Genomic DNA, 24,643 nt, shown 5'->3' on the forward strand with positions numbered 1-24,643 from the left:
GGGATTGTACTAGATCAAAGGTGGGACATGTACGCACCGACCGCCCGCACCACCGCCAGCCGTTCCCGGGAGCGGATGAGCTACGACCGGGCCGCCGCGCACGCCGTGCTCGACGAGGCGTACCACTGCGCGCTCGGGTTCACCGTGGACGGTGCGCCCCGGGTGCTGCCCACCCTGCACGTACGCATCGGCGACACGCTCTACCTGCACGGCTCCACCGGCAGCCGGCCGCTGCTGGCCGCCCGTGGTGACGGGCTGCCGGTCTGCGTGGCGGTCACCCTGCTCGACGGTCTGGTCTACGCCCGCTCGCAGTTCCACCACAGCGCCAACTACCGGTCGGTGATCGCGCACGGCACCGCCCGCCTGGTCACCGACCCGGGTGAGCGGGCCGACGTGCTGACCGCCCTGATGGAGAAGGTGGGCACCGGCCGCGCGGCGGAGAGCCGCCCGCCGAACCGGCGGGAGCTGGCCGAGACCGCCGTGCTGGCGCTGCCGCTGGTGGAGGTGTCGGTGCGCACCCGCACCGGCGGGGTGAAGGACGATCCGGCCGACCTCGACCTGCCGCACTGGGCCGGGGTGGTGCCGCTGCGGCTGACCCCCGGCCGGCCGGAACCCGACGCCGGGGTCACCGCACCGGTGCCGGCCTACCTGCGCCCGACCCCCTCGCCCTGGCACGAGCCCGCCGTGCGGCACGGCCGGCACGTACTGCTGGAGCCGTTGGACCTGTCGCACACCGACGAGTTGTACGCGGCCACCGCCGACCCCGAGGTGTGGCAGTACCTGAGCCGACCGCTGCCGACCGGGCCGGCGCAGCTACGGGAGATCGTCGCCGGCGCCCTGGCCGAGCAGCACCGGCACGAGCGGGTCGCCTGGGTGCAGCGGTGCGCGGTCACCGGCGCGGTGGTCGGCAGCACCTCCTACTACGAGATCGACCCCGGGCAGCGGTCGGTGGCGATCGGGTACACGTTCCTCGGCCGGCCCTGGTGGCGCAGCGGGATCAACACCGAGGCGAAGCTGCTGCTGCTCGCCCGCGCCTTCGACGAGTTGGGCGCGGTGCGGGTGGTCTGGCACACCGACCTCCGCAACGAGCGCTCGCAGCGGGCCATCGAGCGGCTCGGCGCGCAGCGGGAGGGGGTGCTGCGCCGGCACCGGCTGCGTCCGGACGGGTCGTGGCGGGACACCGTGCAGTATTCGATGACCGTCGACGAGTGGCCGAACGCACAGGTCACGCTCCGGGAAAGGCTTCGCGGACGGGCCCCGGTGGTCCGATGATGTCGGGCGTGCTGGGGATCACCGACATCTGGACGTACGTGCTGGGCACCGTGGCCATCGTGCTGCTGCCCGGCCCCAACTCGCTGTTCGTCCTCTCCGCCGCCGCGCGCCGGGGCGTGGGCACCGGTTACCGGGCGGCCGGTGGGGTCTTCCTCGGCGACGGGGTGCTCATGTTCCTCTCCGCCGCCGGGGTGGCGTCGCTGCTCAGGGCGTACCCACCGATCTTTCTTGTGATCAAGTACGCGGGCGCCGCGTACCTGGGCTACGTGGGGTTGACCATGCTGCGCGGCGCCTGGCGGCGCTGGCGGGACCGCAACGACCCGACCACGCCGCGGCTGATCGACGCGGCCGAGCCGGCGGCGATGCGCAGCCCGTTCCGCAAGGCGTTCGTGATCAGCCTGCTCAACCCGAAGGCGATCCTGTTCTTCGTCTCATTCTTCATCCAGTTCGTCGACCCGACCTACCCGTGGCCCGCGCTGTCGTTCCTGCTGCTCGGCCTGATCGCCCAGGTCACCAGCGCGCTCTACCTGACCGCGCTGATCTTCGCGGGCACGTTCCTGGCCGCCCAGTTCCGCCAGCGCCGCCGGTTGTCCGCCGGCGCGACCACCGCCGTCGGCGCGCTCTTCCTCGGCTTCGGCCTCAAACTCGCCCAGGGATGAAAGAAGGGCCCTTGGTCAAGGGGCCCTCCTGACGCGACGCACAGCGCGCGGCGGCGGGTCAGGTGCCGTCGCCGCCACCGCCGCCACCCCCACCGCCGCCGACGCCGGGCCCGCCGGCCGTGCCGCCCATGCCGGTGCCCGGCGGGATGGGCTCGTCGGGGCGGCGACTGACGTGGGCCGACTCGGTGACGGCGGCCGACCAGTCGGCGTGGGCGGCCGCGGCGGCGTGCCGGTTGATGGCCTCGCGCAGCCACCCGTCGACCGTGGCCACCCAGTCCCGCCGGTCGGCGCCGGCGTGCCAGATCCGGAACCGGCTGAGGCTGGTGTGGGTGATCCCCGCCAGCGCCAGCCGCCGGTCACACCAGAGGATCACCTCCAGACCGGCGGAGTTCGTCACGAAGATCACCTCCAGTTCGGTGATCGGCCCGGCGTAGAGCGGTCCCACCCAGAAGCCCCACCGCTGGTGCAGCGGGAGGGTCTGCTCGACGCCGGGCAGCCGGCCGTCGACCAGCCCGGACTGGCGGGCGCGGAAGCCGAGCGTGTCCAGCGCGGCCAGCACGTGCTGCTGGGTGGGCAGCGGATGGACGAAGACCGGCACCATCGCGCCCTGGTCGAGCGCGGGCTCGATCGCCACCTCCGTACGCAGCCCCATCCGCAGGCTGAGCAGCGGCACCCCGCCCAGCGTGGTCACCGGCGTCTCCCACGGCACCGGGAACTCGAAGGGGATCGACCGGGCCCGCCCGGCCCGGAGCACCAGGGCGCCGGCCACCTGCGCCTGGTGGAACTGCACCAGTTGGCGGGGGGCCTGCGGATCGTCCGGCTCGACCGTGCTGACCAGGCCGAGCCGGACGTGGAAGACCGGCACGTCGACGGAGCCGGCGACGAGGTTCACCCGCCCCGGCAGCCGTAGGCCGGGACGGGTGCTCGGGTTGGCCAGCGTGGTCTGCACCGTCAGGCCCGTTCCGCCCGACTCCGGTGACACCCCCGTCAGCCGCACCCGTGTCGCTCCTACCTGAGCCGGCGCACCGCGCGCGGGATCGGATCGGTCTCGTCGTCGAACTCCCCGATGACCTCCTCCAGCAGATCCTCCAGGGCGACGAAGCCGACCGGCCGGGTCGGGCCGCCGCCGTTGCGGACCAGGGCGAGCTGCGACTGGCGGGCCCGCATCACGGCCACCGCCTCGGTCACCGTCGCCGTGTCGGGCAGGGTGATCGCCTCGTTCATCAGGTCCTCCGCCCGGGCGTCCGGTCGGGTGGCGGTGGCGCGCACCGCCTCCCGTACGTGCACCAGGCCGCAGACGTCACCGGCGGCGTCCAGCACCGCCAACCGTGACCTGCCACTGTCCCGGCTGACCTGCTCGATGCGGTCCACCGGGTCGCCCCGGTGCACCGTCACCATCCGGTCGAACGGCTCCATCACCTGGGCGATGGTGGTGCCCTGCAACTCGAGCATGCTGGTCAGCAGCTCGTGCTGGGCGGCGCCGAGCAGCCCGTGCTCGCGGGACTGCTCCAGCAGCATCCGCAGCTCGTCGGGGCCGTGCACCTGGGCCAGCTGGTCCTGCGGGTTGACCTTCGCCAGCCGCAGCATCGCGTTGGCCACCGCGTTGAGGACCGACAGCACCGGCCGCGACACCCGGGCGAACGCCCGGAACGGCAGGGCCAGCAGCAGCGCGGAGCGCTCCGGGTGGGTGATCGCCCAGGACTTCGGCGCCATCTCGCCGACCACCAGGTGCAGGAAGGTGACCAGGCTCAGCGCGAAGATCAGGGCGATCACGTGGCTGGCACCGTACGGCAGGCCGATGGTGTGCAGCAGCGGGCCGAGCAGGCGCTCGATCGCCGGCTCGGCCAGCGCACCGAGACCGAGCGTGCACAGCGTGATGCCGAGTTGCGCACCGGCCAGCATCAGCGACAGCTCGCGTACGCCGTCGAGGGCCGCCCGGGCGGCCCGGCCGCCACCGGCCGCCGCCTGTTCCAGTCGGTACCGCTTGCTCGCCACCAGGGCGAACTCGGCGGCGACGAAGAACCCGTTGAGCGCCAGCAGGACCACGGAGGTGATCAGCGCGAACCCCGTGCTCACGCGCTCACCCCCTCGCGTCCGCCGGTGACCTGGAGCCGGACCGAGTCGGCCACGTGCCGGTCGACCGCGAGCACCTCCACGAGGGCGCGTGGCGGCAGCTGGCCGTTGTCCCCCTCGACCGACAGGTTGATCTCCAGCCGGTCGCCGACCTGCGGCACCCGACCCAGTTCCCGCATGACCAGCCCGGAGATGGTGTCGTACTCGGGGTGCTCGGGCAACGGGATGCCGGTGCTGTCGGCGACCTCGTCGATGCGCCAGCGCGCGGGCACCACCCACGAGCCGTCGTCCTGCCGGGCCGGTGCCCGCTCGGGCGGATCGTCCTCGTCGCGGATCGGGCCGACCAGTTCCTCGGCGATGTCCTCCAGCGTGATGACCCCGGCGAAGCCGCCGTACTCGTCGACCACGCAGGCGAGCTGGCGGTGCCCCGAGCGGAGCCGGTCCAGCACCGTGGGCAGCGGCAGCGTCTCGGGAACCAGCAACGGCGGCCCGGCCACCGTGCTGACCGGCGTGGTGGCCCGCTCGGCCGGTGGCACCCCGAGCACATCGGCGATACCGATCACGCCGACCAGGTCGTCGACACCCTCGGCGCCCTGTACCGGGAAGCGGGAGTGGCCGGTGTCGAGCAGCGCGACCACCCGACTGATCGGCTCGTCGGCACGGACGGTGTGCACGTCGACCCGGGGCACCATGGCCTCACCGGCGGTGAGCTGGCGGAAGTCGAGCCCTCGGTCGAGCAGCTCCGACATCTCCGGGTCGAGGTGCCCCTCCAGCCGGGACTCGGCGATGATCTGTTCCAGGTCCTCCGGGGTGGCGCCACTGGGCAGTTCCTCGATGGGCTCGATGCCGATCCGCCGCAGCAGTCGTACCGCGGCCCGGTCGAAGAGCTTGATCACCGGTCCGGCGATGGCGAGGTAGAACAGGGTCGACCGGGCCAGCGCCCGGGCGACCGGCTCGGGTCGGGCGATGGCCAGGTTCTTCGGGGCCAGCTCACCCAGCACCATCTGCACTATCGTGGCGATGACCAGGGCCAGCGTGACCGACAGCGGCAGGCTGACGGCGGTGGAGACGCCGGCGACGCCGAGCAGCTCGGCCAGGCCGGCACCGAGATAGGGCTCCGCGACGTAACCGACCAGCAGGGTCGTGACGGTGATGCCGAGCTGCGCGCCGGAGAGCATGAACGACAGCCGACCGGAGACCTCCAGGGCGCGGGCGGATGCCTGGTCGCCGCCGGCGGCACTCTGCTTGAGCTTGCCGCGGTCGACGGCGACGTAGCCGAACTCCTGGGCGACGAAGTACCCCGTCGCGATGGTCAGAACGATGATCAGAAGAAGACCGACGGAGATCAACACGGGAGGTTCAGGGCTCCCGGGGCCGTCGGTGCGTGTGGATGCCGGGGCATACCCGGCTGGCTACTGCTGCCCTCCTGGGCAGAAGAGTCGATCATGCCGTCATTCTACCGGCCGACGTGGCCGGTTCGGGTGGTGTGCGGCAGCCGGTCCCGGCGGCGCGTCCGGCGCCGCCGGGACCACGGACAGGGGCTCCTCCTATACACGAGGCGTCAGAAAGGGGCCCTTCCCTACGATTCAGCTCTGCACGATCCGGACGTCGTCGACGGCGGCCTCGACCAGGCTGGCCGTGCTGGCGTCGGCGGCGTCGATCACGATCCGGACGGTCTGCCCGCGCAGGGCCGAGACGTCGACGGCGGCGGTCTGCCAGGAGGCCGCCCGGTTGGTGGCCGCGCCGGCCACGCTGAGCGCGGTGACCGTACCGGCGCCGACCACCCGTACCCGCAGGTAGTCGGCGCTGCTGGAGTTGCTCAGGTGGGCCAGGTACCAGGAGAACGACAGCGTCAGCGTGCCCGTCGAGGGCAGCGTGATCGCCGGGGACTGGATGGTGCTCACCCCGCCGTCGAGGTCGTGGTCCCCGGCGCTGCTGCCGGCGAGCGGCCCGGTGACCAGGTCGAAGCTGCCGCTGACGGTGGTGCCGAGTTGGGTGGCGACGCCGGAGCTGCTGGTGGCGGCGGGGTCTCCGCGCTCCCACCGGCCGGCCGTGGCGGTGTCGGTGCCGGCCGGGTTGGTGGTCCAGCCGGTCGCGGTCTCGAAGGTGTCGCTGTACACCGTCGTGCCGGGGGGCGGGGTCGCCACCTGGGCCAGTGCCCAGACCGTGTACGCGATCGCGTCGGCGTTGCGGTCCAGCGCAGTGTCGTTGATGTTGCTCGTGGTGTCGCAGGCCCGGTGGTAGCAGGGGTCGAACGCCTGCCCGGCGGTACCGCCCCAGAGCGACGCCTGGGCGCTGGTCTTGACGCCCTCCGCGCCGGTGAAGGTGCCGCCGGCCGGGATGCCGACGCTGATGAACGGGCCGTAGTCGCTGCGCCCGTCGAAGTCGGTGCCCCGGGTCGGTACGCCGATCGAGGTGAAGTACGCCTGGATCGTCTGCTCGATCTGCGCCGAGCCGGCCGGACCAGGGCCGGCGCCCACCCCGTCGGAGTTGTCGCCGTCGTAGACGAAGTAGCCGGCGTTGGGCGAGCCGACCATGTCGAAGTTGAGGTACTGCCGGATCCGGCTCCGCTCGGCGCTGGACAGGTTGTCGACGTAGTACCGCGAGCCGCGCAGCCCCAGTTCCTCCGCGCCCCACCAGGCGAACCGCAGGTGCCGGTCGGGCACGAAGCCGGTACGGGCGACGGCGAGCGCCACCTCCAGGATCGCCGCCGAGCCCGAGCCGTTGTCGTTGATCCCGGGCCCGGAGGTGGTGCTGTCCAGGTGCGCTCCGGTCATCACGACCGCGTTCGGGTCGCCGCCGGGCCAGTCCGCGATCAGGTTGTACCCCGTGGCGCCGTTGTAGGTGAACGACTGCACCGCCGTGGTGTAGCCGACCGCGTCGAGCTGTGCCCGGACGTAGTTGACCGAGGCGAGGTAGCCGGGCCGGCCGTGTGCCCGGTTGCCGCCGTTGGCGGTCGCGATCGACTGGAACTGGCTCAGGTGCGCCTTGACGTTGGCCAGCGCGATGTTGGGCGCGGCAACGGCGGCGACCGCGACGGGCGCCGCCGGCCCGGCGGGCGCCGGCGACGCGGCGACGGCCGCCGGTGTGCCGGCGAGCGCCGTCGCGGTGGCGACGGCGACAGCCAGCCCGGCGGTACGGGGGGTACGTGGTCTCATGGGTCCTCCCGGTTCGGGGGCGAGCACCGGCCGGGCGGGGTACACGCGGCCGGCGGGCGGCCATTGGATCGATGTCCGCCACTGCGTGAGGTTCCAGTCGTCGGCCCCGGCGGGCAAGACGCAAGGTGCCGGAATAGTCGGCCCTCCCGAAATCCGGCGCGGCAGCGATCGGCCGCGTCAGTGATCGCCCGTGCGGCAGTGATCGCCGTGCGTCAGCGGTCGGCCATGTCGTCGGCCTCCAGCAGTTGCCGGTCCAGTTGCCCGCTGCGGTACGCCGCCCGCCCGATCATCTGCGCGGCGACGGGTGCGGTGGCCAACTGGAAGACGCCGACGAGAGCGATCATCCCGAGATCGGAGAGGCCACGCAGCCGCAGGGCCACCCCCAGCAGCAGCAACAACACGCCGAGGACCTGCGGCTTGGTGGCCGCGTGCATCCGGCTCGGCGCGTCCGGGAAGCGCAGCACCCCGATCGCGGCGGCGAGGCTCAGCAACGCCCCGGCGACCAGGCTGGCCGCGCCCAGCCAGTCGGCCACCGCGGTCGGGTTCACCGCGTCGAGAAACCCGACGGCCGACGGCGCCGCCCATCCCTCGGCGACCCGTGCCACGACGTCCCACCCGGCGGCCGGCCTCACGGCCGCTCCCGGACGGCGAAGCGGACCAGCGAGACCGAGCCGACGAAGCCGAGCAGCGCGAGCACCACCAGCACCGGCAGCGTGGTCGCGTGCCGGTTGATCGCCGCCTCCGCGCCGACCGCGCCGATCATGGTGGCGAGCAGCATGTCGGCGGCGATCACCCGGTCCAGCAGCGACGGGCCCCGGTAGAGCCGGGCGAGCGCGAGCAGGGCGGTCACCGACAGGAGGCCGATCAGGACGGCGGCGACGACGGTGTTCACGAGTACTCCTTGTCGGCAGGGTCGGCGCGGATCCGGCGCACCTCGTCTGGTGAGCCGATCGCCTCGACGATCCGGCGCTCCACGGCCCGGACCTGCTCCCGCGCGTCGGCGAGGTCGCTCGGCCGGCGTACGTCGAGCACGTGCACGTAGAGCAGTGCGGCGGCCCGGTCCACCTCGACGATCAAGGTGCCCGGCACCAGCGAGAGCGCCTCCGCGGTGAGGGCCAGGTTGAGGTCGGTCGGCACCCGCAGGCGCACCGCGACGATGGCCGAGCGGGGCACGAAGCCGGGCTGGATCGCGATCCGGGCCACGTGCACACTGGCCCGGACCAGCTCCACGACGAACGTCACGGCGAACACCAGCAGCCCGCGCAGCCGTAGCCGGCCGTCGAAGGTGACCGGTGGGAGCGGGAAGAACAGCAGCACCGCGATGGCCACCAGCAGCCCGCCCAGCAGGTTGCCCCAGCTGAGGTCGCCCCAGAGCAGGTTCCAGACCAGCACCAGCCAGCCGGACGCGATCAACTGGTCCCGCCACCGGCCCATCCGGGCCCACCTGCCCCGGCGCGGTCCTGCCGTAGCGGCGGTGCCCCGGCGCGGCCCGGTCACGGCGACCCGCCCGGCAGCACGGCCTCGATGTACGGGGTCCGCTCGCGCAGGTCGACGGCCGCGCCCGTGGTCACATCGAACAGCGGACCCGCCACGGCGGTCAGGGCCACGCCGAGGACCACCAGGGCCACGGTGGCGCCGACCGTCAACGCGGGCAGCGGGGCCGTCGACGTGACGGTCTGGCAGGGCGCGCGCCAGAAGGCCATGTTCCACACCCGACTGGCCACGTAGAGGGTGAGCAGGCTGGTCAGCGTGCCGACCGCCACCAGCGTCCAGGGCAGCGCGCCGCCCGCGGCCACGCCGGCCTGGAGCAGGCCGAGCTTGCCGAGGAAGCCGGAGAACGGCGGGATGCCGGCGAGATTCATCGCCGAGACGAAGAAGAGCACGCCGAGCAGCGGCGCCAACCGGGCCAGCCCGCCGAGCCGGCGCAGGTCGGTGCTGCCGGTGCGCTGCTCGACCAGGCCGGCGACCAGGAACAGCGTGGTCTGGATCGTGATGTGGTGGACCACGTAGAAGATGGCGCCGACCAGCCCGGCGACCGTGCTGAGCGCCACCCCGAAGATCATGTAACCGATGTGGCTGACCAGGGTGAACGACAGCAGCCGCTTCATGTCCGACTGGGCCACCGCGCCGAGGATGCCGACCAGCATCGTGAGGCCGGCCACCACCATCAGCAGTTCGCCGGCTTGCTGGCCGGGAAAGAGCAGGGTCTGGGTCCGGATGATCGCGTACACGCCGACCTTGGTGAGCAGGCCGGCGAAGACGGCGGTGACCGGGGCGGGTGCGGTGGGATAGCTGTCGGGCAGCCAGGCCGACAGGGGGAAGACGGCTGCCTTGATGCCGAAGGCCAGCAGCAGCATCAGTTGCAGGCTCAGCCGTACGCCGTCGGGCAGCGCGTCCAGCCGCGCGGCGAGATGGGCCAGGTTGAGCGTACCGGTGGCCGCGTAGATCAGCCCGACCGAGATCAGGAAGATCATCGAGGCCAGGATGTTGACCACCACGTACGTCGAGCCGGTGCGGATGCGCAGCGCGGTGCCGTTCAGGGTGATCAGGACGAAGCTGGCGGCGAGCAGCATCTCGAAGCCGACGAAGAGGTTGAACAGGTCACCCGCGAGGAACGCGTTGGTCACGCCGGCGGTCAGCACCAGGTAGGTCGGGTGGAAGATGGCCAGCGGAGCGCTCTCGCCGGTCTCCGCCTGCCCCTGGCCGATCGAGTACAGCAGCACGCAGAGGGTCACCGCCGAGGAGACCACCAGCATCAGCGCCGCCAGTTGGTCGGCGACCAGCACGATGCCGACCGGTGCCGGCCAGGCGCCGATCTGCACCACCAGCGGCCCGTGCCGGTACGCCTGCACCAGCAGCAGCACCGCCACCACCAGGGTGGTGGACAGGCAGCTCACGCTGACCAGGCGCTGCGGCAACGCCCGGTTCGCCAGCAGCAACGTCAGCGCCGCACCGAGCAGCGGCAACAGCACCGGCAGCGGCACGAGTGCGGTCATCCCGGCCCCTCCCTGCGGCGGCGGCGCCAGGGTGCGGGCGCGTCGACCTGCTCGGGATCGGCCTCTGCCGGCTCCCCGGCCAGGTCGGCGGCCGAGACCTCCCGCTGCGCGGCCCGGCGCACGATCTGCCGGTCCTCCGCGTCGTCGGGCACCTCGTCGTCGCCGGTCAGGTACCAGCTGCGGTAGCTGATGGCCAGCAGGAAGGCGGTGAACCCGAAGGTGATCACGATGGCGGTGAGGACCATGGCCTGCGGCAGCGCGTCGCTCATCGTGCTCGGCTCGCTGGCGCCGACCACCGGCGGCTCGCCGGACCGGCCGCCAAAGATGATCAGCAGGTTGACCCCGTTGCCGATCAGGACGATGCCGAGCAGGACCCGGGTCAGGCTGCGCTCCAGCAGCAGGGTCACCCCGCAGGCGACGAGCACCCCGATCATGATCAGGGAGGCGAGGTTGGCGCCGGTTTCCCTCACTGCGCCTCCCTCTGGCTGCCGATCATGGGCTCACCGTTGCCCTGGTCCGCCTCGATGTGGCGGTCGACCTCGGCGCCCAGGCTGCGCAGCACGTCCAGCGCCAGCCCGATCACCACCAGGTAGACGCCGATGTCGAAGAAGAGGGAGGTGACCAGGTAGAAGTTGCCGATCACCGGCAGCCAGAGGTCGATCTTCGTGCTCTCCAGCACGGCGCCGCCGGCCAGCAGCGAGGCCACCGCCCCGCCGACCGCCAGGGCCAGCCCGGCGCCGAGCACCGTGCCGGCGCCCACCGGTGCGCTCTCGGCCAGTTCCTGCCGGCCCCCGGCGAGGTAGCGCACGGCCAGCGCCAGGCTGGCGACCAGCCCGCCGGAGAAGCCGCCACCGGGGGCGTTGTGCCCGGAGAACAGCAGGTAAAGGGAGAGGACCACCACGGTGTGGAAGATCAACCGGGTGACGACCTCCAGCACGATCGAGCGCCGCCGCTCGTCCAGCGTCACCCCGCCACGCAGCCAGACCGGCCGGCCGCTGACGTCCTCTCCCCGCTCGGCGTCGAGCCGGCGCGGGCGCGGGCCGGTGCGGGACCGGAGGAAGATCAGGCTCGCCACCCCGGTGGCCGCCGCGACCAGCACCGCCAGTTCCCCCATGGTGTCCCAGGCCCGGATGTCGACCAGGGTCACGTTGACCACGTTGCGGCCGTGCCCCTGGTCGACCGCCAGCTGCGGGAAGTCCTCGGAGATGGTGCGCGCCTGGCGGGCGGTCGCCGCGGCCACCGCGAGCCCGGCGATCGTCACCCCGAGCGTCACCCCGACCGCCCGCCGGATCCACCGGCTGCGGCGCAACGGTCGCTCCGAGAACCGGTCCGGCAACCGGCGCAGCACCAGCACGAAGACCGCGATGGTCACGGTCTCCACCAGGAACTGGGTCAGCGCCAGGTCGGGTGCGCCGCGCAGCACGAAGATCATCGCGGTGCCGTAACCGGTCACCCCCACCAGCAGCATCGCGGTGAGCCGGCGCCGGGCGCCGACCGCCAGCACGGCCGCGACGCTGATCACCAGCAGCACCACGGGTTGCGCGGGTGTCGCCCACAGGTCCAGCGACTGCTGCCAGGGCCGGATGAACAGCAGCGTGCCGCCCGGCACCGCCGCCAGCACGATCAGGATGAGCCCGAGATACTGCGGCAGGGAGCCGCGCTGGGTGACGCTGGTGACGTCCACGGCCACCCGGTCGAAGCGATGGGTGATCCACTTGTAGCCCTGCTCGCCGGTGACCGGCGAGCGCAGCCGGGCCAGCGCCGGCGCCAGCGGGCCACGCAGCGCGAACAGCACCGCGCCGCCCGCCAGGGCCAGCGCGGAGAGGCCGAGCGCCGGGGTGAGGCCGTGCCACAACGCCAGGTGCTCGTGGACGCCGCCGAAGAGTTCGGCGTACGGGCGGAGCAGGTGGTCGAGCGTCCCGGCCCCCGGCCCGGCGATCAGCCCGACCACCGCCAGCAGCGCCGGCGGCGCCAACAGCGGCAGCCGGACCCGCCCCAGGTCGGTCGGTGCCACGCCGGGTCGGGTGGCGAACGCTCCCCAGAGGAACCGGATGCTGTACGCCACGGTGAGCACGGTGCCGGCGACGAGCACCGCCAGCACCAACGGCCGGTCGGTGAAGGCGGCGAACACGGCCTCCTTGGCGACGAAGCCGAACAGCGGTGGCAGGCCGGCCATCGACGCGGCGGCGAGCACCGTCACGCCGGTCAGCACCGGCGCGGTGCGGCGCAGGCCGGACAGCTTGCGCAGGTCCCGGGTGCCGGCGCCGTGGTCGATCACCCCGACGACGAGGAAGAGCGCCGCCTTGAACAGGGCGTGGGCGAGCAGCATCGCGACACCGGCCAGCGCGGCGTCGGCCGTGCCCACCCCGACGACCACCCCCAGCAGGCCGAGCTGACTGACCGTGCCGTACGCCAGCAGCAGCTTCAGGTCGTTCTGCCGCAACGCCGCCCAGCCGCCCAGCACCATGGTGGCCAGGCCGGCGACCAGCACCACCGGGCGCCACGGGCCGACCGCGGCGAGCATCGGCGCGAGCAGGCCGAGCAGGTAGATGCCGGCCTTCACCATCGCCGCCGCGTGCAGGTACGCGCTCACCGGCGTCGGCGCCGCCATCGCCACCGGCAGCCACGAGGTGAACGGCAGCAGCGCCGACTTGGACAGCGCGCCCAGCAGGATCAGCAGTACCGCGATGACCAGGTACGTCCCGCCCGGCAGCGGCCGCTGCGCCAGTTCCGACCAGCGGTAGGTGCCCGCGTGATGGCCGAGCATGATGAACCCGACCAGCATGGCCAGGCCCCCGAACGTGGTCACGATCAATGCCTGAGCCGCGGCCCAGCGGCTCGACCTGCGCTCGGTGCTGTGCCCGATCAGCAGGTACGAGAAGACGGTGGTGAGTTCCCAGCAGACGTAGAGCAGCAGCAGGTCGTCGGCGAGGACGAGCCCGAGCATCGCCCCGGCGAAGGCGACCATCACCCCCGCGTACCGGGCGTTGCCGAGCGCCTCCGGCGGGAAGTACCGGGCGCTGTAAACCAGCACCAGCGCACCCACGCCGCCGACCAGCAGGACCATCAGCCAGGACAGGGTGGTCATCCGCAGGGCCACGTCCAGCCCCAGCTGCGGGATCCAGTGGTACGTCTCGACCACCGCGCCGCCGTGGGCCACGTCGGGTGTGCGTACCAGGGCCCAGCCGAAGGCGGCCGCGGGCGCGAGGGCCAGCGGGTAGCAGGCGCGCGGACCCCACCGGCGCACCAGCAGCGGCGCCGCGAGGGCCGCCACGAGGTGCAGGATCAGCAGTACGAGCACGCGCGCTCCCGGTCGAGGTGGCCGCGACGCCTCTCCGGCCCTAGGGCGCCTAGCAGCGATCAGACGACAGTTCGGCGCGCTATGGGCGAGTTTCCCGAAATACGCCTGCTGTGGGCGTTTATGCGGCAGGTGCGCGAATCAGGGACGAACGGCGGTGTCCGCCGCGGCGATCACGGCGCTCCGGGCACCACGGCCCTCGACGATCAGATCCGGCCGGCCGAGCTGGGCCGCCGCTCTGTTGATCAGCTGTTGGGCGGCGGCCAGGGAGCGCACCGACAGCAGCCGGCCACGGCTCTCGCGGCGCAGGACGAAGTAGTGCACGGCGGCCCGCACCTGGGCACGGTCGGCCGCGCTGGCCTGCGCCGTGGAGGCGACCAACTCCCGCAGGCAGCCGGCGAGCCGCTCGGCCAGTTCGAGTTCGGGGCCCTGCAACCCGGCACGGAGGGCGGCGACATGACTGTCGACCTTGCGGATCAGGACGTCGGTGCCGGACCCAGAACCCCGTTCCTCGCCGGCCATCCGACTCCCTCCACCGCTCGCCACACCGCGGGTGAAGTTACTTTATGTTGCCCGGTGCAAGCAAGCAGTTAAGTAAGACTTAACGGATTCAACGGTCAAGACGCCTGTAATGCCTTAACAAGACATACCTCGCCCTGCCACTGGCGACGGATGTCGGTGCCCCCGGGCAGGATGGGGTCGTGGCGGATTCCTATGCGGCGGCGACCGGCGGGCAGGTGCTCTCCCGGTTCGGCCCGGCGACCCGGGAGTGGTTCGGCGCGGCGTTCGCCGCGCCGACCGCGGCACAGGTCGGCGCCTGGAACACGGTCGCGGCCGGCCGGCACGCCCTCGTCGTGGCGCCCACCGGTTCCGGCAAGACCCTCGCCGCGTTCCTGTGGTCGCTCGACCGACTGGCCCGCGAGCCCGCACCGGCCGAGCCCCGGCACCGCTGCCGGGTGCTCTACATCAGTCCACTCAAGGCGCTCGCGGTCGACGTGGAACGCAACCTCCGCGCCCCCCTCGCCGGCATCCGGCAGGCCGCCACCCGGCTCGCGCTGCCCCCGCCGGAGATCACCGTCGGCATGCGCACCGGCGACACGCCCGCCGACGAGCGCCGGGCCTTCGCCCGCACCCCGCCCGACATCCTGATCACCACGCCGGAGTCGCTGTTCCTGCTGCTCACCTCGGCCGCCCGGGATTCGCTGCGCGGCATCGAGACGGTGATCGTCGACGAGGTGCACGCGGTCGCCGACACCAAGCGCGGCGCCCACCTGGCCCTCTCCCTGGAGCGTCTCGACGAACTGCTGCCCGCCCCGGCCCAACGGATCGGGCTCTCCGCCACCGTCCGGCCGCTGGACGAGTGCGCCCGCTTCCTCGGCGGCGCCCGGCCGGTCGACGTGGTCGCCCCGGTCACCGCCAAGACGATCGAGGTCAGCGTCCAGGTCCCGGTGGAGGACATGACCCGCCTCGACGAGCAGGACACACCGGCCGACGACCTCGCCGGTCCACGGTCGGCGTCGATCTGGCCCGCGGTGGAGGAACGGGTCCTCTCGCTGATCCGGGCGCACCGCTCGACCATCGTCTTCACCAACTCCCGGCGCAGCGCCGAGCGGCTCTGCGCCCGCCTCAACGAGCTCGCCGCCGAGGAGCCGGCCGACGCGGCACCGGCCGCGACCGGCCGCGCCCCCCGGACGCCGGCCGAGATGATGGCCCAGGCCGGCGCGGTGGCCGGCGCACCGCCGGTGATCGCCCGGGCGCACCACGGCAGCGTCTCCCGGGAGGAGCGCCGGCACATCGAGGAGTCGCTCAAGGCGGGCCAACTGCCCGCCGTGGTCGCCACCTCCAGCCTCGAACTCGGCATCGACATGGGCGCGGTCGACCTGGTCGTGCAGATCGAGGCACCGCCGAGCGTGGCCGCCGGCCTGCAACGCGTCGGCCGCGCCGGGCACCAGGTCGGCGCGGTGTCGCGCGGGGTGGTGCTGCCCAAGCACCGGGGCGACCTGCTCTCCTGTGCCGTGGTCGCCGGGCGGATGGCCGACGCCGCCATCGAGGAGCTGCGCCACCCCCGCAACCCGCTGGACGTGCTCGCCCAACAGGTCGTCGCCATGGTCGCGCTGGACGAGTGGCGGGTCGGCGACCTGGCGGCGGTGGTCCGCCGGGCCGCGCCCTTCGCCGAGCTACCCGACTCCGCGCTGCACGCCGTGCTGGACATGCTCTCCGGCCGCTACCCGTCGACCGCCTTCGCCGAGCTGCGGCCCCGACTGGTGTGGGACCGCACCACGGACGTGCTGACCGGCCGGCCGGGCGCCCAGCGGCTCGCGGTGACCAGCGGCGGCACCATCCCCGACCGGGGGTTGTTCGGCGTCTTCCTGGCCGGTGCCGAGCGCGCCGCCCGGGTCGGCGAGCTGGACGAGGAGATGGTCTACGAGTCCCGCGTCGGTGACATCTTCCTGCTCGGCTCCTCGTCCTGGCGGATCGAGGAGATCACGCCGGATCGGGTGCTCGTCTCCCCCGCCCCCGGGCAGGCCGCCAAGATGCCGTTCTGGAAGGGCGACCAGCCGGGTCGGCCGGTGGAGCTGGGCCGGGCGATCGGCGCCCGGGTCCGGGCCCTGCTCCGCCAGGATGCCGAGGAGGCGAGGGCCGCGCTGCGCGCCACCGGGTTGGACGACTGGGCGGCCGGCAACCTCATCGCGTACCTGCACGAGCAGCGGGCCGCGACCCGCGCGCTGCCGGACGACCGGACGGTGGTGGTCGAGCGGTTCCGCGACGAGTTGGGCGACTGGCGGCTCGCCGTGCACAGCGTCCTCGGCGCGCGGGTCAACGCACCCTGGGCGCTGGCCATCGGCCGGCGGCTCGCCGAGCGCTACGGGGTGGACGCGCAGGTGATGCCCGCCGACGACGGCATCGTCGTACGCCTGCCGGACACCGCGGACACCCCACCCGGCGCCGACGTGGTGGCCTTCGACGCCGACGAGATCGCCCAGCTGGTGGAGGAGTCGGTCGGCACCTCGGCGCTGTTCGCCGCCCGCTTCCGGGAGTGCGCCGCGCGGTCGCTGCTGCTGCCCCGCCGCGACCCGCGCCGCCGCCAGCCGCTGTGGCAGCAGCGGCAGCGCGCTTCCCAACTGCTCGACGTCGCCCGCGAGTACGCCGACTTCCCGGTCACCCTGGAGGCGGCCCGGGAGTGCCTGCAGGACGTGTTCGACCTGCCCGCCCTGACCCAGGTGATGCGCGACCTGGCCGGCCGCCGGGTGCGGCTGGTCGAGGTGGAGAGCGCCCGGCCGTCGCCGTTCGCCCGCTCGCTGCTCTTCGGTTACGTCGGTGCCTTCCTCTACGAGGGCGACGCCCCGCTCGCGGAACGCCGGGCCGCGGCGCTCGCGCTGGATTCGGCCCTGCTCGGCGAGTTGCTCGGCCGGGTCGACCTGCGCGAGCTGCTCGACCCGGCGGTGCTCGCCGAGACCGAGCGGCAGCTGCGCTGGCTCACCCCGCAACGCCGGCCCCGCGACGCGGAGGACGTGGTCGAGCTGCTCCGGCAGGTCGGCGACCTGAGCACCGACGAGCTGGCCGAGCGCGGGGCACCCGAGGAGTGGCTGACCGACCTGGCCGCCGCGCGGCGGGTGCTGCGGGTCCGCATCGCCGGGCAGGAGCGCTGGGTCGGCGTCGAGGACGCCGGCCGGCTGCGGGACGCACTCGGCGTGGCCCTGCCGGTGGGCGTCGCCGAGGCGTACCTCGAACCGGTGGCCGACCCGCTCGGCGATCTGGTCGCCCGCTACGCCCGCACCCACGCACCATTCGCCGCCGCCGGGTGCGCGGCGCGGTTCGGTCTGGGGGTCTTCGTGGTGGAGCAGGCGCTGCGCCGCCTGGCCGCCACCGGTCGGGTGGTTTCCGGCGAGTTCACCCCGGACACGGTCGGCACCCAGTGGTGCGACGCCGAGGTGCTGCGTCTGCTGCGTCGCCGGTCCCTCGCGGCGCTGCGCCGGGAGATCGAGCCGGTGCCGCCGCGCGCGCTGGCCACCTTCCTGCCCCGCTGGCAGCAGGTCGGCTCCTCGGCGCGCGGGATGGAGGCGGTGGCCGCGTCGGTGGAGCAGTTGCAGGGTGCCGCCGTGCCCGCGTCGGCGCTGGAACGGCTGGTGCTGCCCGCCCGGGTCGCGGACTACTCCCCCGCGCTGCTCGACGAGCTGTGTGCCAGCGGCGAGGTGCTCTGGGCCGGCGCGGGAGCGATCTCCGGCGGGGACGGCTGGGTCAGCCTGGCCTACGCCGACACCGCGCCGCTGCTCCTGCCGCCGGCGGCCGACACGCTCGCGCGTACGCCCCTGCACGACGCCGTCCTGGACGCCCTCGGTGACGGGCAGGCGTTGTTCTTCCGGCCACTGGCCGACCGGGTCGGCGCCACCGACGACGCCGAGCTGACCGCCGTCATCTGGGACCTGGTCTGGGCCGGCCACCTCACCAACGACACCCTGGCGCCGCTGCGGGCGGTCCTCGGTGCCGGCGGCGCCCACCGCTCGCGCCCGACCGCCGCGCGCGGCCGGTACCGGCGCCCGGGGCGGGCGGCCCTGCCCAGCCGCGGCGGCCCGCCGACGGTGGCCGGCCGCTGGTCGTGCCTGCCGGAACGCGACACCGACCCGACCCGCCGTGCCGCCGCACTGGCCGACGTCCTGCTGGAGCGGCACGGCGTGCTCACCCGGGGCGCGGTCGTGGCCGAGCAGGTGCCCGGTGGCTTCGCGGCGGTCTATCCGGTGCTGGCCGCGCTGGAGGAGCGCGGCGCGGCCCGGCGCGGATACTTCGTCGACGGGCTGGGCGCGGCACAGTTCGCGGTGCCCGGTGCGGTGGACCGGATCCGCGCCCTGGCCGAGCCGCTCGACGGTGGGCGGTCCCGGGGCGGCGCCACGGTGGTGCTGGCCGCCACTGACCCGGCCAACCCGTACGGCGCGGCGCTGCCCTGGCCGGAACGGGCGGTCGACTCCGGCGACGCGGAGCCTCGGGGTGCGGGCCAGTCGCCCGCCGCCGCTCGGTCACCGGCCCCTGGTCAGTCACCCGCCACCGGTCAGCCGTCGGCCACCGGTCACCGGGCCGGGCGCAAGGCCGGCGCCCTGGTCGTGCTGGTCGCCGGCGACCTGGTGCTCTACGTGGAGCGCGGCGGGCGGACAATCCTCTCCTTCACCGACGACGCCGACGCGCTGGCCGGAGCCGGCAAGGCGCTCGCCGACGCCGTCCACACCGGCGCACTGGGTGCGATCTCGGTGGAACGCGCCGACGGCGAGTCCGTACGCTCCTCCCCCCTGCGCGACGCCCTCACCGCCGCCGGCTTCCGCACCACCCCCCGCGGCCTCCGCCTCCGCACCTAACACCCCCACCCCGCCCCGGGGATCTCCCCGTTGATCATGAAGTTAGCGGGTGCTTTGGAGATCAAACCGCCCGCTAACTTCATGATCAACGAGGTACACAGGGGGATGGGAGTGAGGGTGGGGTCAGCGGAGGGTGGTTAGGGCTTTTTCGTAGCGGGGGCGGTGGGCGGGTGGGGTGGAGGCTTCCAGGTAGTTGAGCACTACCGTGCCGCTGCGGAAGGCGGCCCCGCTCCAGCGGTCGGCCATGTCGTCGGCGCTGCTCTCGTCGGGGAAGACGTACACCGCCACGTTGTCGGTCACGACCAGTTCCGAGCAGCCCAGCCCCAGCCCGTCCGGTCCACACTCGACCGACCGGTCGCGCGCGTTGGCCGCCTTGAGCCCGGCCGCCCGGAAGGCCGCGATGACCTCCCGCGCGGTCGGCGCACCGGCCTGGCGCGGTGGCAGCACCACCGGGGGCGGGCTGGGCGGTCGCCGCTGCGTGGTGCCGTCGGCGTTCGGATCGGTCGGTGGAGCCCCGGCGCCCGGTGGCACGACCGGGGCGCCCGGCACGGCGGGGCTCGCCGCCCCGGCGGGCGGTGTCGGGGCGCCCGGCGCGGAAAGGCTGCCCTCGCCGACCGGCGGTGCGTCCGGGCCGGTCGGCAACGTCCCAGCGTCCGGGGCGATCGTCGAGGTCGGGTCCGCCGTCGAGGCGCTGCCGGGCGGTGCCGATGCGGCAGCGGGCGGCCCGTCCCGGTCGCCGCCGCAGGCGGTCAGGGCGGCCGTGACCGCGAGGAGTACGACGGCGGGCAGGATCCGGTGGCTCACCTCACGCAGTCTGCCCAACCGAGACCCACCACGGGCAGTGGCCGGTCGGCCAGGCGCACTGTCGCCTATCCGGCACCTCCACCGAGCACGCGCACCGCCCGGCCCGGCCCCACCACCACCCACCGCCCGCCCCGGCTCCACCGCCACCACCCACCGCCCGCGCCCGGCTCGGTCCGCGTCGCCGCCGGATGCCGGCGCGGGAGATACCGGGAGCAGGAGGTACCGGAGCCAGAAGGTGGACGGACGCGGGAGGTGCCGGACACGAGACGTCGCGGAGGCGGGAGGTCGCGGAGGCGGGAGGTCTCCGGAGGCGGGAGGTCTCCGGAGGCGGGAGGTGGACCGCGCCGCACGGGCGTACGATCCGGTGCCGTGACCAGCAGTGCCACCGGCGTACCCCGGACACCGGCCGGGGTTGTCTCGCTGACCACCGACTACGGCCTCGCCGACGGTTTCGTGGCGGCCTGCCACGGGGTGATCGCGCGACTCGGGCCGGCGCTGCGCATCATCGACGTGACCCACCTGGTGCCGGCCGGTGACGTACGCCGGGGTGCGGTGGTGCTCGCGCAGACCGTGCCACACCTGCCGACCGGGGTGCACGTGGCGGTGGTCGACCCGGGTGTGGGTACGACCCGGCGGGGTGTCGCGCTGGGCACTCCCGGTGGCCTCCTGGTCGGGCCGGACAACGGTCTGCTGCTCGACGCCGCCGACGCCCTCGGCGGGGTGACCGCCGCCGTGGAGCTGACCAATCCACGTTGGCTGGCGCCGACGGTCTCGGCCACCTTCCACGGTCGGGACGTCTTCGCGCCGGTCGCGGCCCGGCTGGCGTTGGGCGCACCGCTGGCCGACGCCGGCCCGGCTCTCGATCCGGCCACGCTGGTGCGGCTGCCCGAGCCGGTGGTACGGCGACGACCGGACGGGTTCGTCGCCGAGGTGCTGACGGTGGACCACTTCGGCAACGTCCAGCTGGCCGCACCCGCCGAACTGCTGGCCGCGCTGCCGGCCAGGGTCCGGGTGCGTCCGATGACCGGCAAGGAGCGGGACGCGGCGGGCGGGGCGGAGTGGGAGGCTGTGCATGGGCGTACGTTCGGGGACGCCCCGGCCGGCGCCCTGGTGGCGCACGCCGACTCGGCCGACCGGGTCGCGCTCTCGGTCAACGGTGGACACGCCGCCGAACTGCTCGCGGTGAACCCGGGTACGCTGCTGCGGGTCCGGGGTGCCGACCCCGGCCGAGGCGCCCCGCGCCACACGAATGAAACGTCTACTGTGGAAAGCTGACAAGGTGGATGATCGCTGGGTTCCCGCTGCTTGCCCCTGCTGCGCGTACCGGACCGGCGGCGGCACCTGCCCCGTCTGCTTCTGGACCGATGACGGTCAGGGCGACGCCGATGCCGACGCGGTGCACGGCGGGCCCAACGGGGATCTGAGCCTCTCCCACGCCCGACTCAACTTCGCCGTCTACGGCGCCTGTCACCCCCGCTACCAGGACCTGGTCCGCGCACCCCGCCCCGAGGAACAGCCCTGACCCGGCCCGAGAAGCGGGCCTGAGGACGCGTCCTGGCCCGGCGGCGGAGAACGCCCCGACCCGGCGGGCCGGGCCGGCCTGGGAGGACGCCGGCCCGGCCCTGGGGGTGCCGGCTCAGCAGACCGGCACCGTTCCACCCCAGACCGCCGAGATGTACGCGTGGCTGACGAACTGCCCGCTGGCCAGGCGATTCCACCGGTTGGTGGTGCGGTACGGGCCGGCGACGCTCTGCCCGGTCACGTAGCACTGGATCGGCACGTTGGCGTACTGGGCGGCCAGGCCCCGTGACGCGTAGCTGGTCGAGGGGCCGGCCCGCACGTTCAGCGGGCCGTCACCGACCACGCCCCGGGGGCCGGTGCCGGTCCAGAGGTACGCCACGTCGACCCAGGCGTTCGTGGTCAGCTGCAACCCGTCCCAGAACGTCCCGTCGGCGAGGTCGACGCCGGCCGGGTTCAGCACCGTCCGGCCGAACTGGTCCCGCCCGCCGTTGTAGCCGTTCTGGTAGGCGGCCTGCGCCTGCGGCCGGCCCTGCGGCAGGTCCTTCCAGTTCTCCCGTACCGCACTCGGGTTCCAGTAGTCGTCGCGGGTGTTCCACGGGCCGACGTCCCAGACCGGGGCGTACTCGCAGCGGCTGCCGGTGGTGGTGCAGACCCGCAGGGTGTAGTCGCCGCTGTTGCGCGGGGAGAGGCCCCGGCGCGACGGCAGCGCCACGAAGTGGTCCCGGGGGCGGACGGTGTGCCCGTTGGCGGTCACCTCGCCGACCAGGCCGATCCGCGTCGCGTACACCCGGTAGGTGAGGCCGGGGGTGGCGGCGGCCGCGGTCACGGTGTCGGCGGTGAGCCGGACGGCCCGCACCTCGGTGGTGGCGCCGGAGGCGCTGCCGGTGAGCACCACCCGGGCTTGCACCCGGCGGACCGGCTGGTCGAAGACGGCCGCCGGGACCGCGTCACGCCACTCGGTCCAGCCGATCGCCCGCCAGCCGCGGACCTGGACGGTCGCGGCGGTGCCGGGCCGGGTGGCGGCGGTTACCTCGGCCCGGACCCGGGTCGCCGGCCGGCTGAGGGTACGCGGCGCGGCCACCAGCATGCCCTCGGCCACCGCGCTGCGCCGGGCCGGCGTCCCGGGCGGGCGGGCGTCGGCCAGCCGGAGACCGGCGCGGGTGTGCCGCACGTTGACATCGTCGGCGTCGACGACCGACAGGTCGGCGTTCCACCGGTCGGTGCGGGCGGCCGACGCGGGGCTGGGATGCAGGGAGACGGCAAGGATGGCGGTCAGGGCGAGAGCCAGGACAGTGGTACGGGGATGAATCATCGGCATTCTCCTCAGAACTCCCCGATAGTGCCTATATCAGGAGATCGAAGAAAAGTGTCATACAAATAGCGATACACGTGAATTAGCTTCGAGTGGAAGAATCATCGGGTGCCCGAAGGCGACACCGTCTGGAACACCGCCCGCGTCCTGGAACGCGCGCTGGTCGGATCCCGGCTGACCGGCAGCGACTTCCGGGTGCCGTCGCTGGCCACCACCGACCTCACCGGCTGGACGGTCAGCGGCAGCGCCAGCCGGGGCAAACACCTGCTGCTCCGGCTGGACGCCCCCGCCGGCACCGGCGAGTCGCGCTGGACGCTGCACTCACACCTGAGGATGGACGGCACCTGGCGGGCGTACGCCCCGGGAGAGCGGTGGACGGCGCGGCCGGCACACCTGATCCGGGTGGTGCTGCGCGCCCCGGCCGCAACGGCCGTCGGCTACCACCTGCACGACGTGGCGCTGGTGCCCACCGCCGAGGAGGAGCGCCTCATCGGCCAGCTCGGCCCCGACCTGCTCGGCGTCGACTGGGATCCGGCCGAGGCCGTACGCCGGCTGGCCGCCCACCCGGACACCCCGGTCGGCGTGGCCCTGCTCGACCAGCGCAACCTGGCCGGGGTTGGTGCTCCATAAGTTACAGTACCTGACATGGCGACGGAACCCCCCACCGTGCTCGACATCTATGCGCGTGTCAGCCGACTCGGCGACAAGCGGATGCGGTCCACCTCCGGCCAGGCCGACGACTGCAAGGCGCGCATCACCGAACTTGGCGCCCAGGTCGGCGAGATCCTCACCGACGAAGGGCGCTCGGCGTGGAACCCGCGCGTACGGCGACCCCGCTGGGACCGGCTGATGGAACGGCTGGAGTCCGGCGCGACCGGCGGCGTGGTCGTCTTCGACCTGGCGCGATTCAGCCGCAGGCCGATCGAGGGTGAAAGGCTGATCTCCGCCGCCGAGCGCGGGCTCTTGGTGCTCGACTCCGAAGGGGAGTACGACCTGACCTCGGCCAGCGGCAAGAAGGCTTTTCGCGACCAACTGTCCAGCGCCGCGTACGAGTCCGACCGGCTGAGCACCCGAGTCAAGCGCGGCAAGAAGTTGAAGGCCATCAGCGGCGAAGCCCACACCTCGACGCGGCCGTTCGGGTTCGAGATCGACGGCACGATCCGCCAGAGCGAGGCGGAGATCATCCGGGACCTGACCGATCGGGTTCTGGCCGGCGAGTCGCAGGACGCGCTGATCGTCGAGCTGAACGAGCGCGGGATCCTCACCTCGTACGGCAAGCCCTGGACCCGCGCCGGGCTGCGTCAGGTTCTCACCCGGCCCCGGAACGCCGGACGCATCGTGCACCTGGGGGTCGTCGTGGCGACGGTGCCGGGCGAGCGGATCACCGAGGAAGATGTCTTCGACCGCCTGGTCGCCCTCTACGCATCCCGGCGGCGCGGCCGGCCGGTTTCCGACGCCTACCTGTGCAGCGGGAATGTCCGGTGCGGGCTGTGCGAGCACATCCTGACCGGCAGGCCGCGCGCCAACATGAAGCCGTACCCGGATGGGGAGGTTCGCCGCCAGTACTGGTGCCAGCCCCGGTCATCCGGCGGTGGGTGCGGCCGGATCTCCGTGGACCAGCGAGAGCTTGACCGCCACGTCGGCGCCTTGGTGGTGGCGATCCTGTCCGACCCCCGTCACGCCGACGCGGTTGAGGCTGCGGCCCGGGACATTGGCGAGCGGCGCGGGAAGCTCGACGCGGAGATCGCCGAGGCCGAGGAAGTCGCCGAGCAGCTGGCCGCCCGGCTCGGCAAGGGTGAGATCACGCTGCGCAGGTACGACGCCGCCGCTCGTCCGCTGGACCGCCGCCTTGCCGAGCTACGTGCCGAACGTGACCGGATCGAGGCGCCGCCGGAAATGGACGCGGCGGCCGTGGCGTTGGCGGCCGAGCGGTCATGGGCGGCGTGGTCGGACCGATGGGATGCGGCGACGGTGCCGGAGCGGCGACGGCTGGTCCGGATGGCGCTGCGCGGCCGGAAGCTGGTCATTGGGCCGGCAGACGCTAGCAATCGCGCCGACGTGGCTGGTCGAATCCGAGTGGAGTAGCCAGCTTGGATCTTGACCGGTAGCCGGCTACGCTGATCTTGCCTCCCTCACCGGGAGGCCCCCAAGCCGGTGCAACAGGCCACTTGCGGGTAGCAGCCGACCGCCGTCACAACGGGCGTG

At 73.5% G+C, this 24,643-nt stretch carries 19 protein-coding genes and 1 pseudogene; 7 read left to right on the forward strand and 13 right to left on the reverse strand.

Annotated features, from left to right (window positions below; all coding sequences use genetic code 11):
- The first annotated feature begins 27 nt into the window (after positions 1–27).
- Together O7615_RS00710 and leuE are read left to right on the forward strand one after the other, a co-directional pair.
- On the forward strand, positions 28–1,272 hold the full coding sequence (locus O7615_RS00710) for a bifunctional pyridoxamine 5'-phosphate oxidase family protein/GNAT family N-acetyltransferase (protein ID WP_278175159.1): 1,245 nt from the start codon (positions 28–30) through the stop codon (positions 1,270–1,272).
- On the forward strand, positions 1,269–1,931 hold the full coding sequence (leuE, locus tag O7615_RS00715) for a leucine efflux protein LeuE (RefSeq protein WP_278175160.1): 663 nt from the start codon (positions 1,269–1,271) through the stop codon (positions 1,929–1,931). The genes O7615_RS00710 and leuE overlap by 4 nt, the downstream gene beginning before the upstream one ends.
- Positions 1,932–1,989: 58 nt before the next feature.
- On the opposite strand, the gene O7615_RS00720 is transcribed toward leuE, so the two are convergent.
- The 11 genes from O7615_RS00720 to O7615_RS00770 all read right to left on the reverse strand — a co-directional run bounded on the left by O7615_RS00720 (position 1,990) and on the right by O7615_RS00770 (position 13,978).
- Positions 1,990–2,928, reverse strand: a complete 939-nt coding sequence (locus tag O7615_RS00720; protein WP_278175161.1) for a sporulation protein — start codon at positions 2,926–2,928, stop codon at positions 1,990–1,992.
- A gap of 11 nt (positions 2,929–2,939) precedes the next feature.
- Positions 2,940–4,007 carry a hemolysin family protein gene (locus O7615_RS00725; protein WP_278175162.1) on the reverse strand — a complete coding sequence of 356 codons (1,068 nt, stop codon included), beginning with the start codon at positions 4,005–4,007 and terminating at the stop codon, positions 2,940–2,942.
- Complete coding sequence (locus O7615_RS00730) at positions 4,004–5,356, reverse strand: hemolysin family protein (protein WP_278175163.1); 1,353 nt, start codon at positions 5,354–5,356, stop codon at positions 4,004–4,006. The genes O7615_RS00725 and O7615_RS00730 overlap by 4 nt, the downstream gene beginning before the upstream one ends.
- Positions 5,357–5,590: 234 nt before the next feature.
- Positions 5,591–7,162: a M20/M25/M40 family metallo-hydrolase gene (locus tag O7615_RS00735; protein WP_278175164.1), complete on the reverse strand. Its 1,572-nt coding sequence runs from the start codon at positions 7,160–7,162 to the stop codon at positions 5,591–5,593.
- Between the two features lie 212 nt (positions 7,163–7,374).
- Entirely contained in the window at positions 7,375–7,794 is a 420-nt protein-coding gene (mnhG, locus tag O7615_RS00740; protein ID WP_278175165.1) for a monovalent cation/H(+) antiporter subunit G, read from the reverse strand.
- Positions 7,791–8,054, reverse strand: a complete 264-nt coding sequence (locus tag O7615_RS00745; RefSeq protein ID WP_278175167.1) for a monovalent cation/H+ antiporter complex subunit F — start codon at positions 8,052–8,054, stop codon at positions 7,791–7,793. The genes mnhG and O7615_RS00745 overlap by 4 nt, the downstream gene beginning before the upstream one ends.
- Positions 8,051–8,596 carry a Na+/H+ antiporter subunit E gene (locus tag O7615_RS00750; protein ID WP_278175168.1) on the reverse strand — a complete coding sequence of 182 codons (546 nt, stop codon included), beginning with the start codon at positions 8,594–8,596 and terminating at the stop codon, positions 8,051–8,053. The genes O7615_RS00745 and O7615_RS00750 overlap by 4 nt, the downstream gene beginning before the upstream one ends.
- Positions 8,597–8,655: 59 nt before the next feature.
- On the reverse strand, positions 8,656–10,158 hold the full coding sequence (locus O7615_RS00755) for a Na+/H+ antiporter subunit D (protein WP_278175170.1): 1,503 nt from the start codon (positions 10,156–10,158) through the stop codon (positions 8,656–8,658).
- Complete coding sequence (locus tag O7615_RS00760; protein ID WP_278181931.1) at positions 10,155–10,592, reverse strand: Na(+)/H(+) antiporter subunit C; 438 nt, start codon at positions 10,590–10,592, stop codon at positions 10,155–10,157. Before O7615_RS00760 ends, O7615_RS00755 begins: the two co-directional genes overlap by 4 nt.
- A 32-nt stretch (positions 10,593–10,624) precedes the next feature.
- Positions 10,625–13,459 (reverse strand): Na+/H+ antiporter subunit A, encoded by a 2,835-nt coding sequence (locus O7615_RS00765; RefSeq protein ID WP_278175171.1) that lies wholly within the window; start codon positions 13,457–13,459, stop codon positions 10,625–10,627.
- A 138-nt stretch (positions 13,460–13,597) separates the two neighbouring features.
- Positions 13,598–13,978 (reverse strand): hypothetical protein, encoded by a 381-nt coding sequence (locus O7615_RS00770; protein WP_278175172.1) that lies wholly within the window; start codon positions 13,976–13,978, stop codon positions 13,598–13,600.
- A gap of 179 nt (positions 13,979–14,157) precedes the next feature.
- Here O7615_RS00770 and O7615_RS00775 point away from each other — a divergent pair, with 179 nt between their 5' ends.
- Positions 14,158–18,801 carry an ATP-dependent helicase gene (locus tag O7615_RS00775; protein WP_278175173.1) on the forward strand — a complete coding sequence of 1,548 codons (4,644 nt, stop codon included), beginning with the start codon at positions 14,158–14,160 and terminating at the stop codon, positions 18,799–18,801.
- Between the two features lie 123 nt (positions 18,802–18,924).
- Here the strand turns inward: O7615_RS00775 and O7615_RS00780 are convergent, their stop codons facing one another.
- On the reverse strand, positions 18,925–19,605 hold the full coding sequence (locus O7615_RS00780; protein WP_278175174.1) for a hypothetical protein: 681 nt from the start codon (positions 19,603–19,605) through the stop codon (positions 18,925–18,927).
- 369 nt (positions 19,606–19,974) lie between these two features.
- On the opposite strand from O7615_RS00780, the gene O7615_RS00785 reads away from it, so the two are divergent.
- On the forward strand, positions 19,975–20,880 hold the full coding sequence (locus tag O7615_RS00785; protein ID WP_278175175.1) for an SAM-dependent chlorinase/fluorinase: 906 nt from the start codon (positions 19,975–19,977) through the stop codon (positions 20,878–20,880).
- A gap of 4 nt (positions 20,881–20,884) precedes the next feature.
- A complete protein-coding gene (locus tag O7615_RS00790) occupies positions 20,885–21,127 on the forward strand; it encodes a CPCC family cysteine-rich protein (RefSeq protein WP_278175176.1) in 243 nt (80 codons plus the stop codon).
- Between the two features lie 114 nt (positions 21,128–21,241).
- Here the strand turns inward: O7615_RS00790 and O7615_RS00795 are convergent, their stop codons facing one another.
- Positions 21,242–22,438 (reverse strand): hypothetical protein, encoded by a 1,197-nt coding sequence (locus tag O7615_RS00795; RefSeq protein WP_278175177.1) that lies wholly within the window; start codon positions 22,436–22,438, stop codon positions 21,242–21,244.
- 108 nt (positions 22,439–22,546) lie between these two features.
- On the opposite strand from O7615_RS00795, the pseudogene O7615_RS00800 reads away from it, so the two are divergent.
- A pseudogene (locus O7615_RS00800) lies at positions 22,547–23,081 on the forward strand (DNA-formamidopyrimidine glycosylase family protein); the annotation flags it as partial.
- Positions 23,082–23,083: 2 nt separating this feature from the next.
- Complete coding sequence (locus O7615_RS00805; RefSeq protein WP_278175178.1) at positions 23,084–24,523, forward strand: recombinase family protein; 1,440 nt, start codon at positions 23,084–23,086, stop codon at positions 24,521–24,523.
- The last annotated feature ends 120 nt before the right edge of the window (positions 24,524–24,643 follow it).

The organism is Micromonospora sp. WMMD1082, from assembly GCF_029626175.1.
GTDB lineage: Bacteria > Actinomycetota > Actinomycetes > Mycobacteriales > Micromonosporaceae > Micromonospora.

Bases quoted from the DNA above. Each gene is read 5' to 3' on its own strand.
- O7615_RS00710 (WP_278175159.1), top strand. From the start codon at position 28: ATGTACGCACCGACCGCCCGCACCACCGCCAGCCGTTCCCGGGAGCGG.
- leuE (WP_278175160.1), top strand. From the start codon at position 1,269: ATGATGTCGGGCGTGCTGGGGATCACCGACATCTGGACGTACGTGCTG.
- O7615_RS00735 (WP_278175164.1), bottom strand. From the start codon at position 7,162: ATGAGACCACGTACCCCCCGTACCGCCGGGCTGGCTGTCGCCGTCGCC.
- O7615_RS00750 (WP_278175168.1), bottom strand. From the start codon at position 8,596: ATGGGCCGGTGGCGGGACCAGTTGATCGCGTCCGGCTGGCTGGTGCTG.
- O7615_RS00755 (WP_278175170.1), bottom strand. From the start codon at position 10,158: ATGACCGCACTCGTGCCGCTGCCGGTGCTGTTGCCGCTGCTCGGTGCG.
- O7615_RS00760 (WP_278181931.1), bottom strand. From the start codon at position 10,592: ATGATCGGGGTGCTCGTCGCCTGCGGGGTGACCCTGCTGCTGGAGCGC.
- O7615_RS00770 (WP_278175172.1), bottom strand. From the start codon at position 13,978: ATGGCCGGCGAGGAACGGGGTTCTGGGTCCGGCACCGACGTCCTGATC.
- O7615_RS00795 (WP_278175177.1), bottom strand. From the start codon at position 22,438: ATGATTCATCCCCGTACCACTGTCCTGGCTCTCGCCCTGACCGCCATC.
- O7615_RS00805 (WP_278175178.1), top strand. From the start codon at position 23,084: ATGGCGACGGAACCCCCCACCGTGCTCGACATCTATGCGCGTGTCAGC.